This window comes from Kordia zhangzhouensis (genome assembly GCF_001005305.1).
GTDB classification, from domain to species: Bacteria; Bacteroidota; Bacteroidia; order Flavobacteriales; family Flavobacteriaceae; genus Kordia; species Kordia zhangzhouensis.
The window spans coordinates 341,406-355,277 of sequence record NZ_LBMH01000003.1; the positions used below are offsets into that span (position 1 = coordinate 341,406).

A 13,872-nucleotide genomic window follows, 5' to 3' on the forward strand; every position below is an offset into this window, starting at 1 on the left:
GTTATTTTTTTAATTTAAAGAAAAAAGTAGTTCCTTTTCCCTCTTCAGATTCTAGATGAATTTCTCCTTTATACAGTTCTATGATTTTTTTTACGATTGATAATCCAATCCCAGTAGATTTTCCTTTTTTGTCTAGTGTTTGAAAAATCTTGAATATTTTATCGTGATACGCTTCTGCGATTCCCACACCGTTATCGGACACAGAAAACTTCCAATAATGCTTAAGTTCTCTACATTTTATTTCTATTCTTCCTGCTTCTTTATCAATATAATTGATTGCATTACTAATTAAATTTTGGAACAGTTGTTTGATACGCGTCTTATCAGCTTTGATAATAGGCAAATCTTTAGAATAAATTAGTTGAATATGCTCTGGCACATATAAAATGGTTTTAATTTCATCAAGGACTTCAACAATATCTACTTTTTGTACGTTCAATATATTTTGGTCATTGACGCTAGAATAGCGTAAAATTCCATCAATCAACGCATCCATTTGTTCTAATTTATTATTTAGCTTGTCAAAAGTTTCTATGGCATCATCATCTAACACATGTTCATAATCTTCTTGAAACCATGAAATTAAGGCATTTATACTTCGCAAAGGAGATTTTAGATCGTGTGATACTATATGCGCAAAATCACGCAATTCTTTATTGCTTCGCTTAAGATTTTCCAGTAATTCTTCATTTTCACTTTCTGCGGCAATTCTTCTTTCTAAGTTGGAGGCATTCGTCAATTGTATGGATACCAAATTGGCTACATTTCTTAGTAACCGTAAATGTTCTTGGGTGAAGAAATCCTTTGAAGAGTGTTCTGAATCAATTATACCAACTACTTCTTTGTTGATAATGATAGGAACTGTAATTTCAGAAAGCCGTCTTTTATCATCCACTACATATCGTACATCTTTACTAGTATCACGAATGAGCTCAGCCTTTCCTGTTAATGCAACATTACCCACAATACCTTTTCCCAAAGGAATATACAATTTATTGACAATTTCCTTTTTAGCGTTTACTTTGGCTCCATATCCCGCAATTTGCTCCAACAATTTCTTTTCCTTGTTAACTAAGTAAACTACGCAATCTTCAAACTCTAACTCGTGTGCAATCACATTCGCAATTTCCCAAGCTATATCGTGGATATTCAATTTTCCTATAAAAGAACGTGTTAAATTGTTTAGTGTATTCAACATTAAACGTCTTTTGTATTTAGTAGAAATGTCTTCAATAAATGCTAATTGATATTTTACCTCACCTTGTTGATTGCGCACACTAGTTACACTTGTTTTAGATAAAAAAGAAGTGCCGTCTTTTCGCAAATACCGTTCTTTAAGACTGTAATGATCAATCTCTCTATTAAGCATTTGTGCATACAGTTTTTTAGATTCTTCATGTGCATCTTCAAACGACAGGCTCTCTACTGATTTTCCTAGAAGTTCTTCCTCTGTATATTTAATAAGTTTTTGAAAAGCATTATTCGTTTTGATTATTTTTCGATCTTGTGCTAAAACAATTCCAAAAGTAGAGTTATCCACAATAGCTTCAAGTTGCTCTCTTTGTTCTTCAAAATTTACCTCGTTTTTTTTGGCTTCTGTAATATCCCTAACAATTCCTTGCGCTGCTATGATTTTTCCTTCTTCATCGTAAATCAGACTAGAATTAATTTGAACCCATTTTACCTCTTTATTTTTTGTATAGACACGTGCTTCATAATTTGGAAAAGAGCCATCTTCAATAAGTTTTGCGAAGGAATTCATGGCATATTCGAAATCTTCCTTATAGATGATATTTACAACATTAAATTTTTCTTTTTCAATATCATACCCAAACAATTTAACAGCCGCTTCATTCATTTTGATGACATTACCCATTGTGTCCATTACAATAAATGAATCCAAAATATTTTCAAAGAAGATATTATATTCGTTGGTTTTCACCTTCAATGCTTCTCGTACTTCAAGTAATTCGCTAGTACGATTCAGCAGTAGTTCTTCGGCTTTTTCGCGCGCTCTTTTTTCGTTCTGAAGTGCTAGTTCTAGGGCTTGAATCTTATCTTTCATTGAACGCAAATAGGGTTTGTTGGGATTTTGCGCATGGAATATACTAAATTCTTAATAATTTTCGGTCAATAAACAGAATTAACCGATGAGTTGCTGATTTGCAACCATGTTTAGCGTAAGAAACAAACTAAGAGTTGTATAATATGAAGTAACTATTTAGAAATTAATCACTTCATTAACCATCCAATAATCTACGACACGTTGTATTTTTTTGATATAATCTTCGTAGCGGAGTGGCTTGATAATGTAACCTGCAATTCCAAGCTTATAGCTTTCTAGCATATCTTGGTGATTGTTGGAAGTAGTGACAATAATTGCCGGAATGTAACGCAAATGAGAATCTTCCTTGAGTTCTTTTAAGAATTCAAGTCCATTCATTTTAGGCATATTCAAGTCCAATAGAATAACATCTGGAAGCTCTTCTTTCTTTTCTAAAATTGCAAGAGCTTCTTCGCCATTTTTAGCTTCCAATATTCGATGCGTAAATCCTAATTTTTTTAAGGATTTCTTGAACTTCATTACCTCAATTTCATCATCTTCTATGAATAAAAACGAAAGATTTTCTTTCATTGGATTTATATTGTTTCAGCAATTAATTAGTAAATTTCCTTTTTATATACGAGACCACACTTTTCTTTCGATTAATTATATTTTATGAAAGATGAATGGACTTTTATAGTAGATTAATGGTTTTATTATTTTGTTTAAATCATCCTATTTTTAATGCTTGCAAGATGTGCATTAACATCTACAGGACGATGTACCCGTTTTTGACTTGCTGGATATTTTGTAAGTAGCTTTTCTGGTCTTACAGGGCGTTTAGTAAAATTTCCTCCACAATTTGGACATACGTTTTGAAGTACATTTGACACACAGTCATAGCAAAAAGTGCATTCAAAAGTGCAAATCATAGCTGAAGAGTCGTCAGGAGAAAGATTTTTGTCACAATGTTCACAATTTGGTCTAATTTCAAGCATTAAGAAGAAAGTTTTTTCAATTCGGCTTGTTGTTTTTTAGGCATCCCTTTTACAACCAGTTCATACGATTCATCAATAAGTGTTTTAATAAAATCTGTTGAAAGCTCTCCTTGAAATAATTCTACTGTATTCCAATGTTTTTTACTCATATGATATCCGGGCAATACACTTTCATATGTTGCTCGTAATTCTTCTGCCTTTTCTGGATTACATTTCAAGTTAACAGCTCCTTTACCTTCTTCCCATTTTTTTAAAGAAGTCAATGCAAACATTTTTCCAAGTACTTTAAAAACAAGTGTATCTTGATCAAAAGGAAACTCTTCTGTAACCGCTGGTTTAGCGATACAGTATTCTCGTAAAGTTTCTATATTCATATAACAAATTTGATAACAAGATAAAAAATACACGCTAATGATTGTAGAAATATAGCGTTAAAAAAATTAGGCATTTACATCTGATTGGTCATGCAATTCCTTATTTTTATTTTTTTGCTTGGTAGTTGTTTTGTGAATAGGTGTAATATCCAGACTTACAAGAACATCATTCAGATAATATATTACTTTATCAATTAGTGACATCTTTTGTTATTTAGGTTATTGCAAATATACGGCAAGAATGTCAAAGTAAAGGTTAGCTTTTCTTTAAATCCATATAAAATTTCGACAAAATACATGTTAAATACGCAAAAATCTATTGAAGTAGTAGATTTTTGCTAAAAAATTGTTTTTTAGATATTTATAAAAAAATCTCTTTTAGTTCTTTTGTAAATATGTTACGTCTTCTTCTGGAAGCGTAAGAGCTGAATAATCAAGTTGCCAACCAATGGTTTGTACTATTTTTTCAATGACTAAAATTGCATCCAATGCTTCTTTTTTGGCTGACTCTATCAAGCCACTTTCAGGAACTTTATTGATAATATGTTGCTTTGCTTCTTGTGTAAGTTTTGTAAGATCGGCTGCACCAAATTTATTAAACATTCCATCTTTCTTGTCGTAATAGGTAAAGTCTGTTTCAACCGTTAATATTTCGGGCTGCGGAAAATTTAAAATCTTTACTTTTTTCTGATCTTTATCAGCTTCTAGCCGCAATTTCTTCAAGTCATATCCTACACTGGCTTTGGCTTTAATAACAATAAGCGCTCGCTTCTTACTAGAAATCATTCGTAAGAAATGTGCTGATTTATCTTCATAATGATAAATTTCGCTAAAGTCTCCTTCTACTGTAGTAAGTTTACAAACACTTTTTATTTTATCTAAAAGAAGATGAGACTGGCGAACAGTTCGGTTTTGTGATTGCCGTTTACTTACAAAATCATAAATGAAATATGAAACGATTCCTCCAATTAATACTGCTAAAACTATATCCATAATACATAAAACACGTTTGACTATAAAAATCTATGTGTTTTGTAAAAGTACAGTATTTTTAGCGAATTGTGATTTGCAGACTACACTAGATGTAAAAGATGACAAAAATATCTTACTGTATACCTAATATTCTATTGCGTTCTTCTATGGTTTCTTTAAGGTCTTGTTGTGTACGTATAAACAGCTCGATAATAGCGTTTTCAATATCTTCATTTTCATTCAAACCATTAAAAACATTTCGAATCATTGAAGTCCCGTAAGGTTTACCGTTTCTACTAGTTACATTTTTCTCTTTTAAGATTTTGAGAACTCCTTCTGTGTAGTGATATCCTAAAACTTCCTTCAATTTTTTACGTTGTTCTTTTCGAATCATATCTCCTATTTTGTCTATATATAATTACTATTTGCTATATTTGTGTCGATTTTATGTCGCACTCTATAGAACTGACAGTATAATATTACAAACTATTTTCTACATAAAGAAACTTTATATAGAATAATTTCAAAAAATGATGAAAATAATCGACAGAATTATCCTCTTTATTCACCATAAAAATTTGAGTATGCGTGCGTTTGATAGCTCAATTAACGTGGGAAATGGTTACACAAGTAAGCAATCAAAATCAAAGGCATCTGTAGGGAGTGACGTTTTAGAGAGAATAATCGATACATACCCTGAATTGAATCCACTTTGGTTAATTACAGGAAAAAGAGAGATGATTATTGACATTCAAACAGTAGATTCGGAACCGACGCCTTTAGGAAATTCTATCGATAAGATTTTAGAATATAAAATTGAGCGCATTGTATCGAGACAACTTCAAACTTTGAGCGACAAATTGGATACATTTCCTTCTATGGAAGAAATTAGAAAAGAGATACGAGAAAACTTAAATTCTTGAGTCATTTTACTCTTTTTTAAATCCAAGTTTAGACTTAACGATATATAATTCCTGTCTTTTCAGAAAAAACACTATAACTAATCATAAAATTATGTATATTTAATGATTATTTTATTTGTGCTGATTTACTGTCATATTTAGTGACGTTTTACTAGCATGAAAAACTATTTTCTATGAAAATTAATTTTTTCATCCACTAATTTCTTAATATTATGAAAATAATCGACAGAATTATTACCTTTATCAAACACAAAAACATGAGTATGAGAGCGTTTGATATGTCTATAAAAGTCGGCAACGGATACACCAGTAAGCAATCTAAATCTAACGCCTCTATTGGAAGTGATGTTTTAGAACGAATTATTGATACTTATCCTGAGTTAAATCCATTATGGCTAATTACTGGAAAAGGAGAAATGATTATTGATGTGCAAAAATCAAATGAACCTCTTCCCGATTACGGTAAATCTATTGATGAAATTTTAGAAAATAAAATCAAACGTATTGTAGAAGAACAGTTAAAAGAGTTTAGTGACAAACTAGAATCTTTCCCTACACTCGATCAAATAAGTAAAGAAATCCAAAAAAATCTTCGAGGCGATTAACTTTTTATTTGACAACCATATATAATATAGGTTTGCTAGGTGATGCGTCGTTTTCAAATGGAGCAATTTGAAGATTCAAAAAATAAGCACCATCTTTTACCTTATTAGGCACATATATAAATTCTGTTATCGTAGCATTCATGCGAATATCTCCCGAGGTATTCCAAAATGCGTTATGTGCCAACAAACTTCCTCCATCTTTTTCCTTGTCAACACTTGGAAGATCAATTAACAAATGATCAATTCCTTTCTCTCGCAAATAAATAGCCGCAGCTTCTTCTAAATATGGCGGATTGGTATTAGAGTATTGTTTTTCTTTCTTATCTTTAAAATTAGGCAGTGTTCTTATGACAATTGCTTCTCTTTTTTTGTTCCCTATACAGTTTTGTATTTGTTTTTTGGAGATAATCATGTCCTCTCCTTTTCTTTCGGGAACAACAGTAATTACTTCAGCATAAAAGAAGAATTGCTTTAAACTTTTATTGACAGAGTGTACTTTTTCAGTAATATGCCCTACACATTCCGTATGAGTTCCATGAGAATGCGGGTTGAAATGTATATTATTAAAGTTAACGTCTCCTCCTTCTTTTACACTTCCTATCCAATTATCAAAACGCACAGGTTCTATTTTTGGAGCCTCTAAATACCATGCATTTACATTTTCTTTGGAGGCACGCAATGGTATAGAAATGTCAATCGGTTTGGATAAGTCTATTTGATATTTGGCAGTTTTTCGTTGTATGGTACAAATCATGCTTAAAAGTACTAAATGATTTTATTTTGAGCCTCCTTTTTAAGAAACTGTTTTGAGTTTTTCCCCTACTATTATACTTTGAAAAAATCGGAGGCAATTCCATCACACAAAAATTTTCCTTTTTCTGTTGTTTTAAGCGTATTATCCACCACTTCAATTGTTTTTTCTTTGAGATGTTTTTGAGCAATTCTTACAACGTGTTCTTTATAATGCTCTCCAAATTCCTTTTGAATATAATCGAGTGAAATTCCCCAAATAGTTCGCAAACCTGTCATAATATATTCGTTGTATTGGTCTTCTGTCGAAAGTTGTTCTATTATCGAAGGCAACTTATTTGCTTCAATCTGTTTGATGTATTTAATATTATTAGATACATTCCAACTTCTGCTTTTTGTATGGAATGAGTGTGCGCTTGGTCCAATTCCTAGGTAGCTCGCTCCTTTCCAATATGAAGTATTGTGTTTTGAAAAATATCCTCTTTTTCCAAAATTTGAAATCTCGTAATGTACAAATCCGTAGTCAGCAGTTTTTTCAACCAATACATTAAAATGAGCGAAAGCCTCTTCATCAGAAACTGCAGGATATTTGTTTTGTAGAATCATTTTTTGCAAAGCAGTTTTTGGTTCTACAGTAAGAGCATAGCTTGAAATATGGTGAATTTTATAATTGAAAGCTATTTCTAAATTGGTTTTCCATTGCTCCATAGTCATTGTGGGAATTCCATAAATTAGATCAATCGTAATATTGTCAAAATAGTTACCAGCTACTTCTAGACATTTTTTTGCTTCTTCCCCAGAGTGAGCACGATTCATAGCTTGCAAATGTTCATCAAAAAAAGACTGAATCCCTATGCTTAATCTATTGATTGGCGTGTTGGTTAATTCTTTTATTTTTTCTTCAGAAAGATCATCAGGATTCGCTTCTAAAGTAACTTCTGGATTTGTAATGACCTGATAGTTTTCATAAACTACTTTTAAGATTTCATTAATCTCATCTACCGAAAGTACACTCGGAGTTCCTCCTCCAAAATAAATAGTTTCCACATTCGTATGAGCAAATTCCCCTTTTCGCAGTATTAATTCTTTCTGCAGAGCTAAAAGCATGCGTTCTTTTTTTGCCAAAGAAGTGGAAAAATGAAAATCACAGTAGTGACATGCTTGTTTACAAAAAGGTATGTGAATATAAATTCCTGCCATTAGTGATTGTTACAGCGTACTACTAAACGAATGATGACAAGAATGAAAATTAAAACGCTCAATACAATTCGCCAAGGAGAAACCGGTTTGTCATTTTCATCATATATTACATCTTCTTCAACGGCACGTCGATCAGCTAATTTCTTTTCCATCGCAACATCTTTTTCAAAACTAGGACAGTTGTTTACGAATGTTGGCTTCTCACTCGTTAGTCCACAAACAATTCCTTGTGAAGAAGAAAACGATTTGTGTATACATTTTTTACAAAGCTCTATTTGATTGGTCATACTTTATATTATGTTACAATTTCATTCGAATGTATCGAATTCTATAATAAGGATGATTCTAAATTATTTTTTGACTCTTTTTTCATTTTGCTTAACGAAGCTTGCCCAACCAGAATAACTTTTTCCAACCTCAACTCTACCTGAATTATAAAAATGACAAACTGCCGCAGCCAAACCATCTGTAGAATCTAAGTTTGTTGGCAATGTTTTCAGTTTTAATAAACTTTGTAACATTTTTGCCACTTGTTCCTTACTTGCATTACCATTACCTGTAATAGCCATTTTTATTTTTTTAGGAGAATATTCGGTTATGGGCACTTCTCTCGATAATCCTGCTGCCATTGCTACTCCTTGTGCACGTCCTAACTTGAGCATTGATTGGACATTTTTTCCAAAGAAAGGAGCTTCAATAGCAATTTCATCAGGATGGTATGTATCTATAAGTTCAACAGTACGTTCAAAGATGAGTTTTAGCTTTAAATAATGATCATTATACTTTTGCAACTGTAATTCATTCAATTGCAAAAAATGCATTTGTTTGCCAATCACTTTGATCAATCCAAAACCCATAATTGTGGTTCCTGGATCAATCCCAAGGATTATTTTTTCAGTTTTCGGTTTTTCTTTCTGCGAATTCATTTTTATAAAAAACTTCCATGCTGTCAGGAAAATGATTTTCTTTGTAGCATGCGGACGTTTATTTCTCACAAAACTAAACAATTATTTGTGTTGGCTGTAAAATTAGCGATTGTAATTGCTGCCGCTTATTTTATATACCAAAAACTTACCAATCATTCGTCTTTACAGTTTACAGATTTTGTTGAACAGCTAAGCAACAATCATGTCATTACATTTTGGTCTATTTTATTATTGCTGTTTGCCACTGTAGTGAACTGGGTTTTTGAGATTTTAAAATGGCGAACGCTTACAAGGCATGTAAAGCTACTCACATTTCAAGAAAGTGCCGCACAAACACTAGGCGGATTAACAACTTCATTGTTTACGCCTAACCGCATTGGTGAGTATGGAGCAAAGGCTTTATTTTTTTCCAAAACAGAGCGTATACAAATTCTCAGTTTGAATTTTATTGGAAATATGGGACAACTTGTTGTTACACTCATATTTGGCATTATTGGTATTATATTTTTTACAAGTCATTTTAAAATCAGCTTCCACAAATATCTTGCTATCAGCGTGGTAATTGTTTGTGTAGTATTGATTGCTGCACTTATAATTCGGAGTCAATTCCAAAAACGTTCATCATTACAAAATACATCATGGAGGCGTTTTTTTTCTTTTTTTGAAAGTGTTCCTTGGGAGATTCATCTAAAAAATCTTGGTTTCTCTACAATTCGCTATTTGGTTTTTGCTCATCAATTATACTACATTTTATTGCTTTTTGACATTTCAACTTCCTATTTCCTGACCATGAGCGCGATTACTTCTATGTATTTAATTTCTTCCATAGTTCCGATGCTGTCCATTTTTGATGTGGTTGTAAAAGGAAGTATCGCTGTATGGCTTTTTAGTTTTTTATCAATTTCTGAGGTATCAGCTCTTTCTGCTATTGCTTTGATGTGGATTTTGAATTTTGTACTCCCTAGTATAGTTGGCAGTTATTATGTGATGACTTTTTCTTTTCCGCCTGAAAAAAAACCTATTACTTCATGATTACTGTTTTGTTTTGCTTCATTTTTGGCATTTATGTACTTCTAATTTTCAGTCTATTAATAGGCTTTAAACTATTACCTACCACAAGACATCAAAATATAGAAGCTTCTACTATTTTTACTGTGATTATCCCTTTTAGAAATGAAGCTAAAAATTTACCTATACTCATAGATTCTATTACTTCTTTAGACTATCCTACCTCAAAAGTTGATTTTTTATTCGTTGATGATGCCTCTGAAGACAATTCTGTTCAAGTGATTGAAAAGTTTGCAAAAAAGCATCCTTCTGTTAGGATAAAGATTTTATCAAACCAGCGCAAATCCAATTCTCCTAAAAAAGATGCCATTCTTACTGCAGTTTCGCATACAGAAAGTGAATGGATTGTTACTACTGATGCAGATTGTATTTTGCCTAAAAAATGGTTGCTTTTATTGAATCAAAAAGTTGTACAAAAACAACCTAAAATGATAGCAGCACCTGTTACTTACCAATCAAATAGTACTCTTTTCCATTATTTTCAGTTATTGGATTTTCTAAGTTTACAAGCAACTACCATTGGAACTTTTGGCCTGCGAATTCCTTTTATGTGTAATGGCGCCAATCTCGCATACCAAAGAGAAACTTTTATGGAAGTGCAAGGATTCGTTGGAAATGATACTATTGCTAGTGGTGATGATGTCTTTTTGTTAGAGAAATTTATAAAACATTGGCCAAATAAGGTAGTGTATGTGAAGGCTACGCAAGCAACTGTACAAACATTTCCTGTTGAAACCATACAACAATTGATTGCTCAACGCATTCGTTGGGCTTCAAAAAGCACACATTACCATCTACCAACCGGAAAAATCATTGGCAGTATTGTAATGTTAATGAATTGTATTTGTTGCTTAATTCCTTTCTTACTATTTACGCCTTACTTATGGAAATTTGCAAGCATACTTTTTATATCTAAAATAGTTATTGATAGTTTTTTTTTATATCAGATATTAAGATTCCATCAACAAAAATTCAATCCTTTTTTATTATTTCTTTGCGGAATAATACATCCTTTTTTTACAGTTACAATCGTAATTTTATCCTTATTTTCTTCGTATTCATGGAAAGAACGAGTTTTTAAGAAATGATTGTTGAAGATGTTAATTTTTCTCTAAAAGTAAACAGGCTTAACTTACATTTTAAAAAAAGCATCTATTTTTATCACATAACCAATCTATGCCGCCATGAATCAGCATGCAACTTGGAGTTTGTTTCAAAAAATTGGATTTCGCTTTTTCTTTAGCTATGCAATCCTATCAATTTTCCCTTTTCCTATAAATTCATTTACTTTTTTATACAATATTATTAATTGGTTTAATGTATCTGTGTGGGGAAACATAGTTCCTTTTTTTGGAAGACTTTTCTTTGAGTTAGACATTGCTAGTGAACAGTCTTTTACGGGAAGCGGAGACACAACTTACTATTATGTTTTAACGTTTTCTCATTTAATTATTGCTATTATAGCTACTCTTATCTGGAGCATATTAGATCGTAAACGAAAACATTATGTTCACCTATTAAAATTCTTAGTTATCTACATTGCCTATTACGTTATGTATGCGATGTTTAGTTATGGTTCCTATAAAATAATACCTCTTTAATTTCCTGCTCCTTCACTTGGACGCTTGATACAACCGTATGGAGATTCTTCTCCTATGGGAATTGCGTGGACATTTATGGGAGCATCTGGCCCTTATACCACTTTTTCAGGAATTGCTGAAGTAGTGGCTGGGATTCTGCTAATTTTTAGAAGAACACGTACGCTAGGAGGATTGGTTGGTTTTGGTGTAATGCTGAATGTTTTTATGATGAATATGTGTTATGATATTCCTGTAAAAATCTATTCTTTCCATTTGATGATGTTCTCCTTTTTCATTTTTATGCAAGATTGGAAACGTCTTTTTGCTGTATTTTTTACCAAAACAACGATAATTCCTAGAAGTTTTCCTTATTATTTTAAGAAACGCACATATAACACTACTGCCTTGGTTATAAAAGTTTTACTTATAGGTTATTTTTTGTACGCAACAATTTCTGAAATGATTATTTCCAACGAATCATATGGACCAAATGTTCCAAAGCCTTATATGTATGGTATTTATGATATAACATCAATTGTAAAAAACAATGACACTATTCCTTTACTAATTACGGATGAATCTATTTGGAAACGTATTGTCATTCAACGAAAAGAATATCTTTCTTTATATTCTATGAAAGATAAGCGCAATCTATATTCAATGAAAATCGATTCTGTTGAAAGGACTATTTATTTAAAAAATAGACGTGACTCTTCTGATATTTTTGACTTGCGATACTCTTTAAAAGATAGCATTCTCACCGCAAAAGGAATACATAAAAATGATACCATTATGATTGAAGCCAAGCAATACGACTTACGTAAATTTAAGTTGATTAACAGAGGTTTTAATTGGATTAATGAGTATCCATACAACCGTTGATTTACACATCATGATATAAACGAGAGTCAAACGTAAATTTCTGTACTTTCATCACTTTTATTTTATGAAAGTCTGGATGTAATGGATTTAAAATATAGTTAAACTCATCTCGTACAATCGCTGATGGCACCTTTAAGACTGCGTATTTGTTTTCTTGCACAAATCGAGTAAAGATTTCTTGTGTATAGCTATTATAAGGAAAAGTATTCCAATTTTTAGGTAGTTTTTTTAACTCATGAATCATCACCTCATCGGGTATTTCTATATGAACTAAAATACGATCATCTGGCAAGTCTTCTGTAATATCTAAATGCATTACAACTTCCAAATACGCTAAAGAAATATGTTGTGATGTATATACGGCACGCGTTCCTATTTCGTTCCATCGACCGCCAATTTTTTCAGCTCCGATACCCGAAAGTAAATTGTTTTTTCGTTTGGCTCTGTCAATTCTAAATACGATCATCAAGCAAAAATTCCGTAATCGATACGTCGTATTTCATCTATTACCAACTTTACTCCATAACTCGTATCTAGTAAAGAAAAAGGGGTTTGCCCACCCAAAACTTTACTTTTTTTATTGAGCCATCTGGTAAACTTTTTTTCATCCCCAAATACTTCAAAGCCTTTTGAATATACTTCAGCAATTTCAAACAATCGTTCACTAACTTCTTTATCATAGCTGGCTTTTTTGGCTAAAGTAGAGTAAGAAGCCGGAACAATTTCTGAGATTTTTGTAAGAGGTAAAGCCACGCGCATACTAAATTTTTTCAACTCTGAACGCGTAACGCCATTCCTAGTTGCGTGAATGACTTTCAATTTGTTTTGAGGTGAATCGTTTCGGTTATCGATGTAACTTGTTAATGTGAGAGCTTCCATATTTTAGTACTTTTACCTAATACATTGTGTAAATTTACAACTATTTTATCAATATAACTGTATCCAACTTGTATTTTTATCTTTTTTTAACACACGTTAGAAACGAACGAACTAATAATTAGCTGCAGCTAGTCTATTCTGCAACATTTAAAATAATAGGCAGTACAAATTTTGTAGCTACGAGGTTTCCTCTTTTATTTGCAGGAGAAGCTTTTGGCAAGTTTTGGATAGCTACATTAATTAAACTATCTAAACTTGGGAGTTGTTGCGCAGTAAGTACTTGTTTATTAATATGAACTAATTTAATAATCCCCTTAGAATCAACCTCTAAAGCAACTTGAATTGTATCTTGAATTCGCTTGGAAACAACAAATTCGTTTTGAGTTAGTCGCTCGTATACCTGATTTGTAAGTGTTTGAAAAAAACATTCTTTTTGTGTTTCTCCTGTTAAATGGTCGCAGTCTGGAAAGGAAGGAAATTCATCAACTGTACTCAAGTCGATTGCTTGCTTTTCTTGTGCCACAATTGTTTCTTCTTTTACGACTCCACTATTGATAAAATCGCAAGAAGTACACAAAATAATGAAAACACAATATGTAATCAGTTGCTTCATCTTGGTAATTATGATGAAAAATACAACTTTTCGTAATTTATGCACTAATTTTTGCTGT

Annotated in this window: 20 protein-coding genes; 6 read left to right on the plus strand and 14 right to left on the minus strand. The window is 31.9% G+C overall.

The features are described from left to right. Nucleotide 1: 1 nt before the first annotated feature. From AA088_RS04870 to AA088_RS04895, 7 genes are all read right to left on the minus strand, one after another. On the minus strand, nt 2-2,065 hold the full coding sequence (locus AA088_RS04870) for a PAS domain S-box protein (protein WP_046743824.1): 2,064 nt from the start codon (nt 2,063-2,065) through the stop codon (nt 2-4). A gap of 156 nt (nt 2,066-2,221) precedes the next feature. Then, nucleotides 2,222-2,635: a response regulator gene (locus AA088_RS04875; protein WP_046743825.1), complete on the minus strand. Its 414-nt coding sequence runs from the start codon at nt 2,633-2,635 to the stop codon at nt 2,222-2,224. Between the two features lie 134 nt (nt 2,636-2,769). Beyond that, nucleotides 2,770-3,042 (minus strand): DUF1272 domain-containing protein, encoded by a 273-nt coding sequence (locus AA088_RS04880; protein WP_046743826.1) that lies wholly within the window; start codon nt 3,040-3,042, stop codon nt 2,770-2,772. Beyond that, nucleotides 3,042-3,416 (minus strand): MmcQ/YjbR family DNA-binding protein, encoded by a 375-nt coding sequence (locus tag AA088_RS04885; RefSeq protein ID WP_046743827.1) that lies wholly within the window; start codon nt 3,414-3,416, stop codon nt 3,042-3,044. The genes AA088_RS04880 and AA088_RS04885 overlap by 1 nt, the downstream gene beginning before the upstream one ends. A gap of 66 nt (nt 3,417-3,482) precedes the next feature. After that, nucleotides 3,483-3,620: a hypothetical protein gene (locus AA088_RS18190; protein ID WP_156168412.1), complete on the minus strand. Its 138-nt coding sequence runs from the start codon at nt 3,618-3,620 to the stop codon at nt 3,483-3,485. Between the two features lie 174 nt (nt 3,621-3,794). Next, nucleotides 3,795-4,409, minus strand: coding sequence for a DUF4230 domain-containing protein (locus AA088_RS04890; RefSeq protein ID WP_046743828.1), 615 nt, complete (start codon nt 4,407-4,409; stop codon nt 3,795-3,797). Between the two features lie 112 nt (nt 4,410-4,521). Next, nucleotides 4,522-4,782, minus strand: coding sequence for a hypothetical protein (locus AA088_RS04895; protein ID WP_046743829.1), 261 nt, complete (start codon nt 4,780-4,782; stop codon nt 4,522-4,524). 136 nt (nt 4,783-4,918) lie between these two features. Here AA088_RS04895 and AA088_RS04900 point away from each other — a divergent pair, with 136 nt between their 5' ends. Together AA088_RS04900 and AA088_RS04905 are read left to right on the plus strand one after the other, a co-directional pair. After that, complete coding sequence (locus AA088_RS04900) at nt 4,919-5,311, plus strand: hypothetical protein (RefSeq protein ID WP_046743830.1); 393 nt, start codon at nt 4,919-4,921, stop codon at nt 5,309-5,311. Nucleotides 5,312-5,523: 212 nt separating this feature from the next. Continuing rightward, the gene (locus AA088_RS04905) at nt 5,524-5,916 is read left to right on the plus strand and encodes a hypothetical protein (protein WP_052752787.1); all 393 of its coding nucleotides are present in this window, start codon (nt 5,524-5,526) and stop codon (nt 5,914-5,916) included. 4 nt (nt 5,917-5,920) lie between these two features. On the opposite strand, the gene AA088_RS04910 is transcribed toward AA088_RS04905, so the two are convergent. The 4 genes from AA088_RS04910 to ruvC all read right to left on the minus strand — a co-directional run bounded on the left by AA088_RS04910 (nt 5,921) and on the right by ruvC (nt 8,792). Next, nucleotides 5,921-6,670, minus strand: a complete 750-nt coding sequence (locus AA088_RS04910; protein WP_046743832.1) for a cyclase family protein — start codon at nt 6,668-6,670, stop codon at nt 5,921-5,923. A gap of 71 nt (nt 6,671-6,741) precedes the next feature. Beyond that, on the minus strand, nt 6,742-7,866 hold the full coding sequence (hemW, locus tag AA088_RS04915) for a radical SAM family heme chaperone HemW (RefSeq protein WP_046743833.1): 1,125 nt from the start codon (nt 7,864-7,866) through the stop codon (nt 6,742-6,744). After that, nucleotides 7,866-8,153, minus strand: a complete 288-nt coding sequence (locus AA088_RS04920; RefSeq protein WP_046743834.1) for a hypothetical protein — start codon at nt 8,151-8,153, stop codon at nt 7,866-7,868. Before AA088_RS04920 ends, hemW begins: the two co-directional genes overlap by 1 nt. Nucleotides 8,154-8,216: 63 nt before the next feature. Next, entirely contained in the window at nt 8,217-8,792 is a 576-nt protein-coding gene (gene ruvC, locus AA088_RS04925; protein ID WP_046743835.1) for a crossover junction endodeoxyribonuclease RuvC, read from the minus strand. Nucleotides 8,793-8,882: 90 nt separating this feature from the next. Here ruvC and AA088_RS04930 point away from each other — a divergent pair, with 90 nt between their 5' ends. The 4 genes from AA088_RS04930 to AA088_RS04945 all read left to right on the plus strand — a co-directional run bounded on the left by AA088_RS04930 (nt 8,883) and on the right by AA088_RS04945 (nt 12,322). After that, nucleotides 8,883-9,824, plus strand: a complete 942-nt coding sequence (locus AA088_RS04930; RefSeq protein ID WP_162199672.1) for a lysylphosphatidylglycerol synthase domain-containing protein — start codon at nt 8,883-8,885, stop codon at nt 9,822-9,824. Next, nucleotides 9,821-10,948: a glycosyltransferase family 2 protein gene (locus AA088_RS04935; protein ID WP_046743837.1), complete on the plus strand. Its 1,128-nt coding sequence runs from the start codon at nt 9,821-9,823 to the stop codon at nt 10,946-10,948. Before AA088_RS04930 ends, AA088_RS04935 begins: the two co-directional genes overlap by 4 nt. 96 nt (nt 10,949-11,044) lie before the next feature. After that, complete coding sequence (locus AA088_RS04940) at nt 11,045-11,461, plus strand: hypothetical protein (RefSeq protein WP_046743838.1); 417 nt, start codon at nt 11,045-11,047, stop codon at nt 11,459-11,461. Nucleotides 11,462-11,485: 24 nt separating this feature from the next. Then, complete coding sequence (locus tag AA088_RS04945) at nt 11,486-12,322, plus strand: DoxX family protein (RefSeq protein ID WP_046743839.1); 837 nt, start codon at nt 11,486-11,488, stop codon at nt 12,320-12,322. Nucleotide 12,323: 1 nt separating this feature from the next. Here AA088_RS04945 and AA088_RS04950 read toward each other — a convergent pair whose 3' ends face one another. From AA088_RS04950 to AA088_RS04960, 3 genes are all read right to left on the minus strand, one after another. After that, nucleotides 12,324-12,788, minus strand: a complete 465-nt coding sequence (locus AA088_RS04950; protein WP_046743840.1) for an RES family NAD+ phosphorylase — start codon at nt 12,786-12,788, stop codon at nt 12,324-12,326. Continuing rightward, the gene (parS, locus tag AA088_RS17555) at nt 12,788-13,201 is read right to left on the minus strand and encodes a type II RES/Xre toxin-antitoxin system antitoxin (protein ID WP_052752788.1); all 414 of its coding nucleotides are present in this window, start codon (nt 13,199-13,201) and stop codon (nt 12,788-12,790) included. The genes AA088_RS04950 and parS overlap by 1 nt, the downstream gene beginning before the upstream one ends. Nucleotides 13,202-13,334: 133 nt before the next feature. Then, a complete protein-coding gene (locus tag AA088_RS04960; protein ID WP_046743841.1) occupies nt 13,335-13,814 on the minus strand; it encodes a hypothetical protein in 480 nt (159 codons plus the stop codon). Nucleotides 13,815-13,872 lie beyond the last annotated feature (58 nt).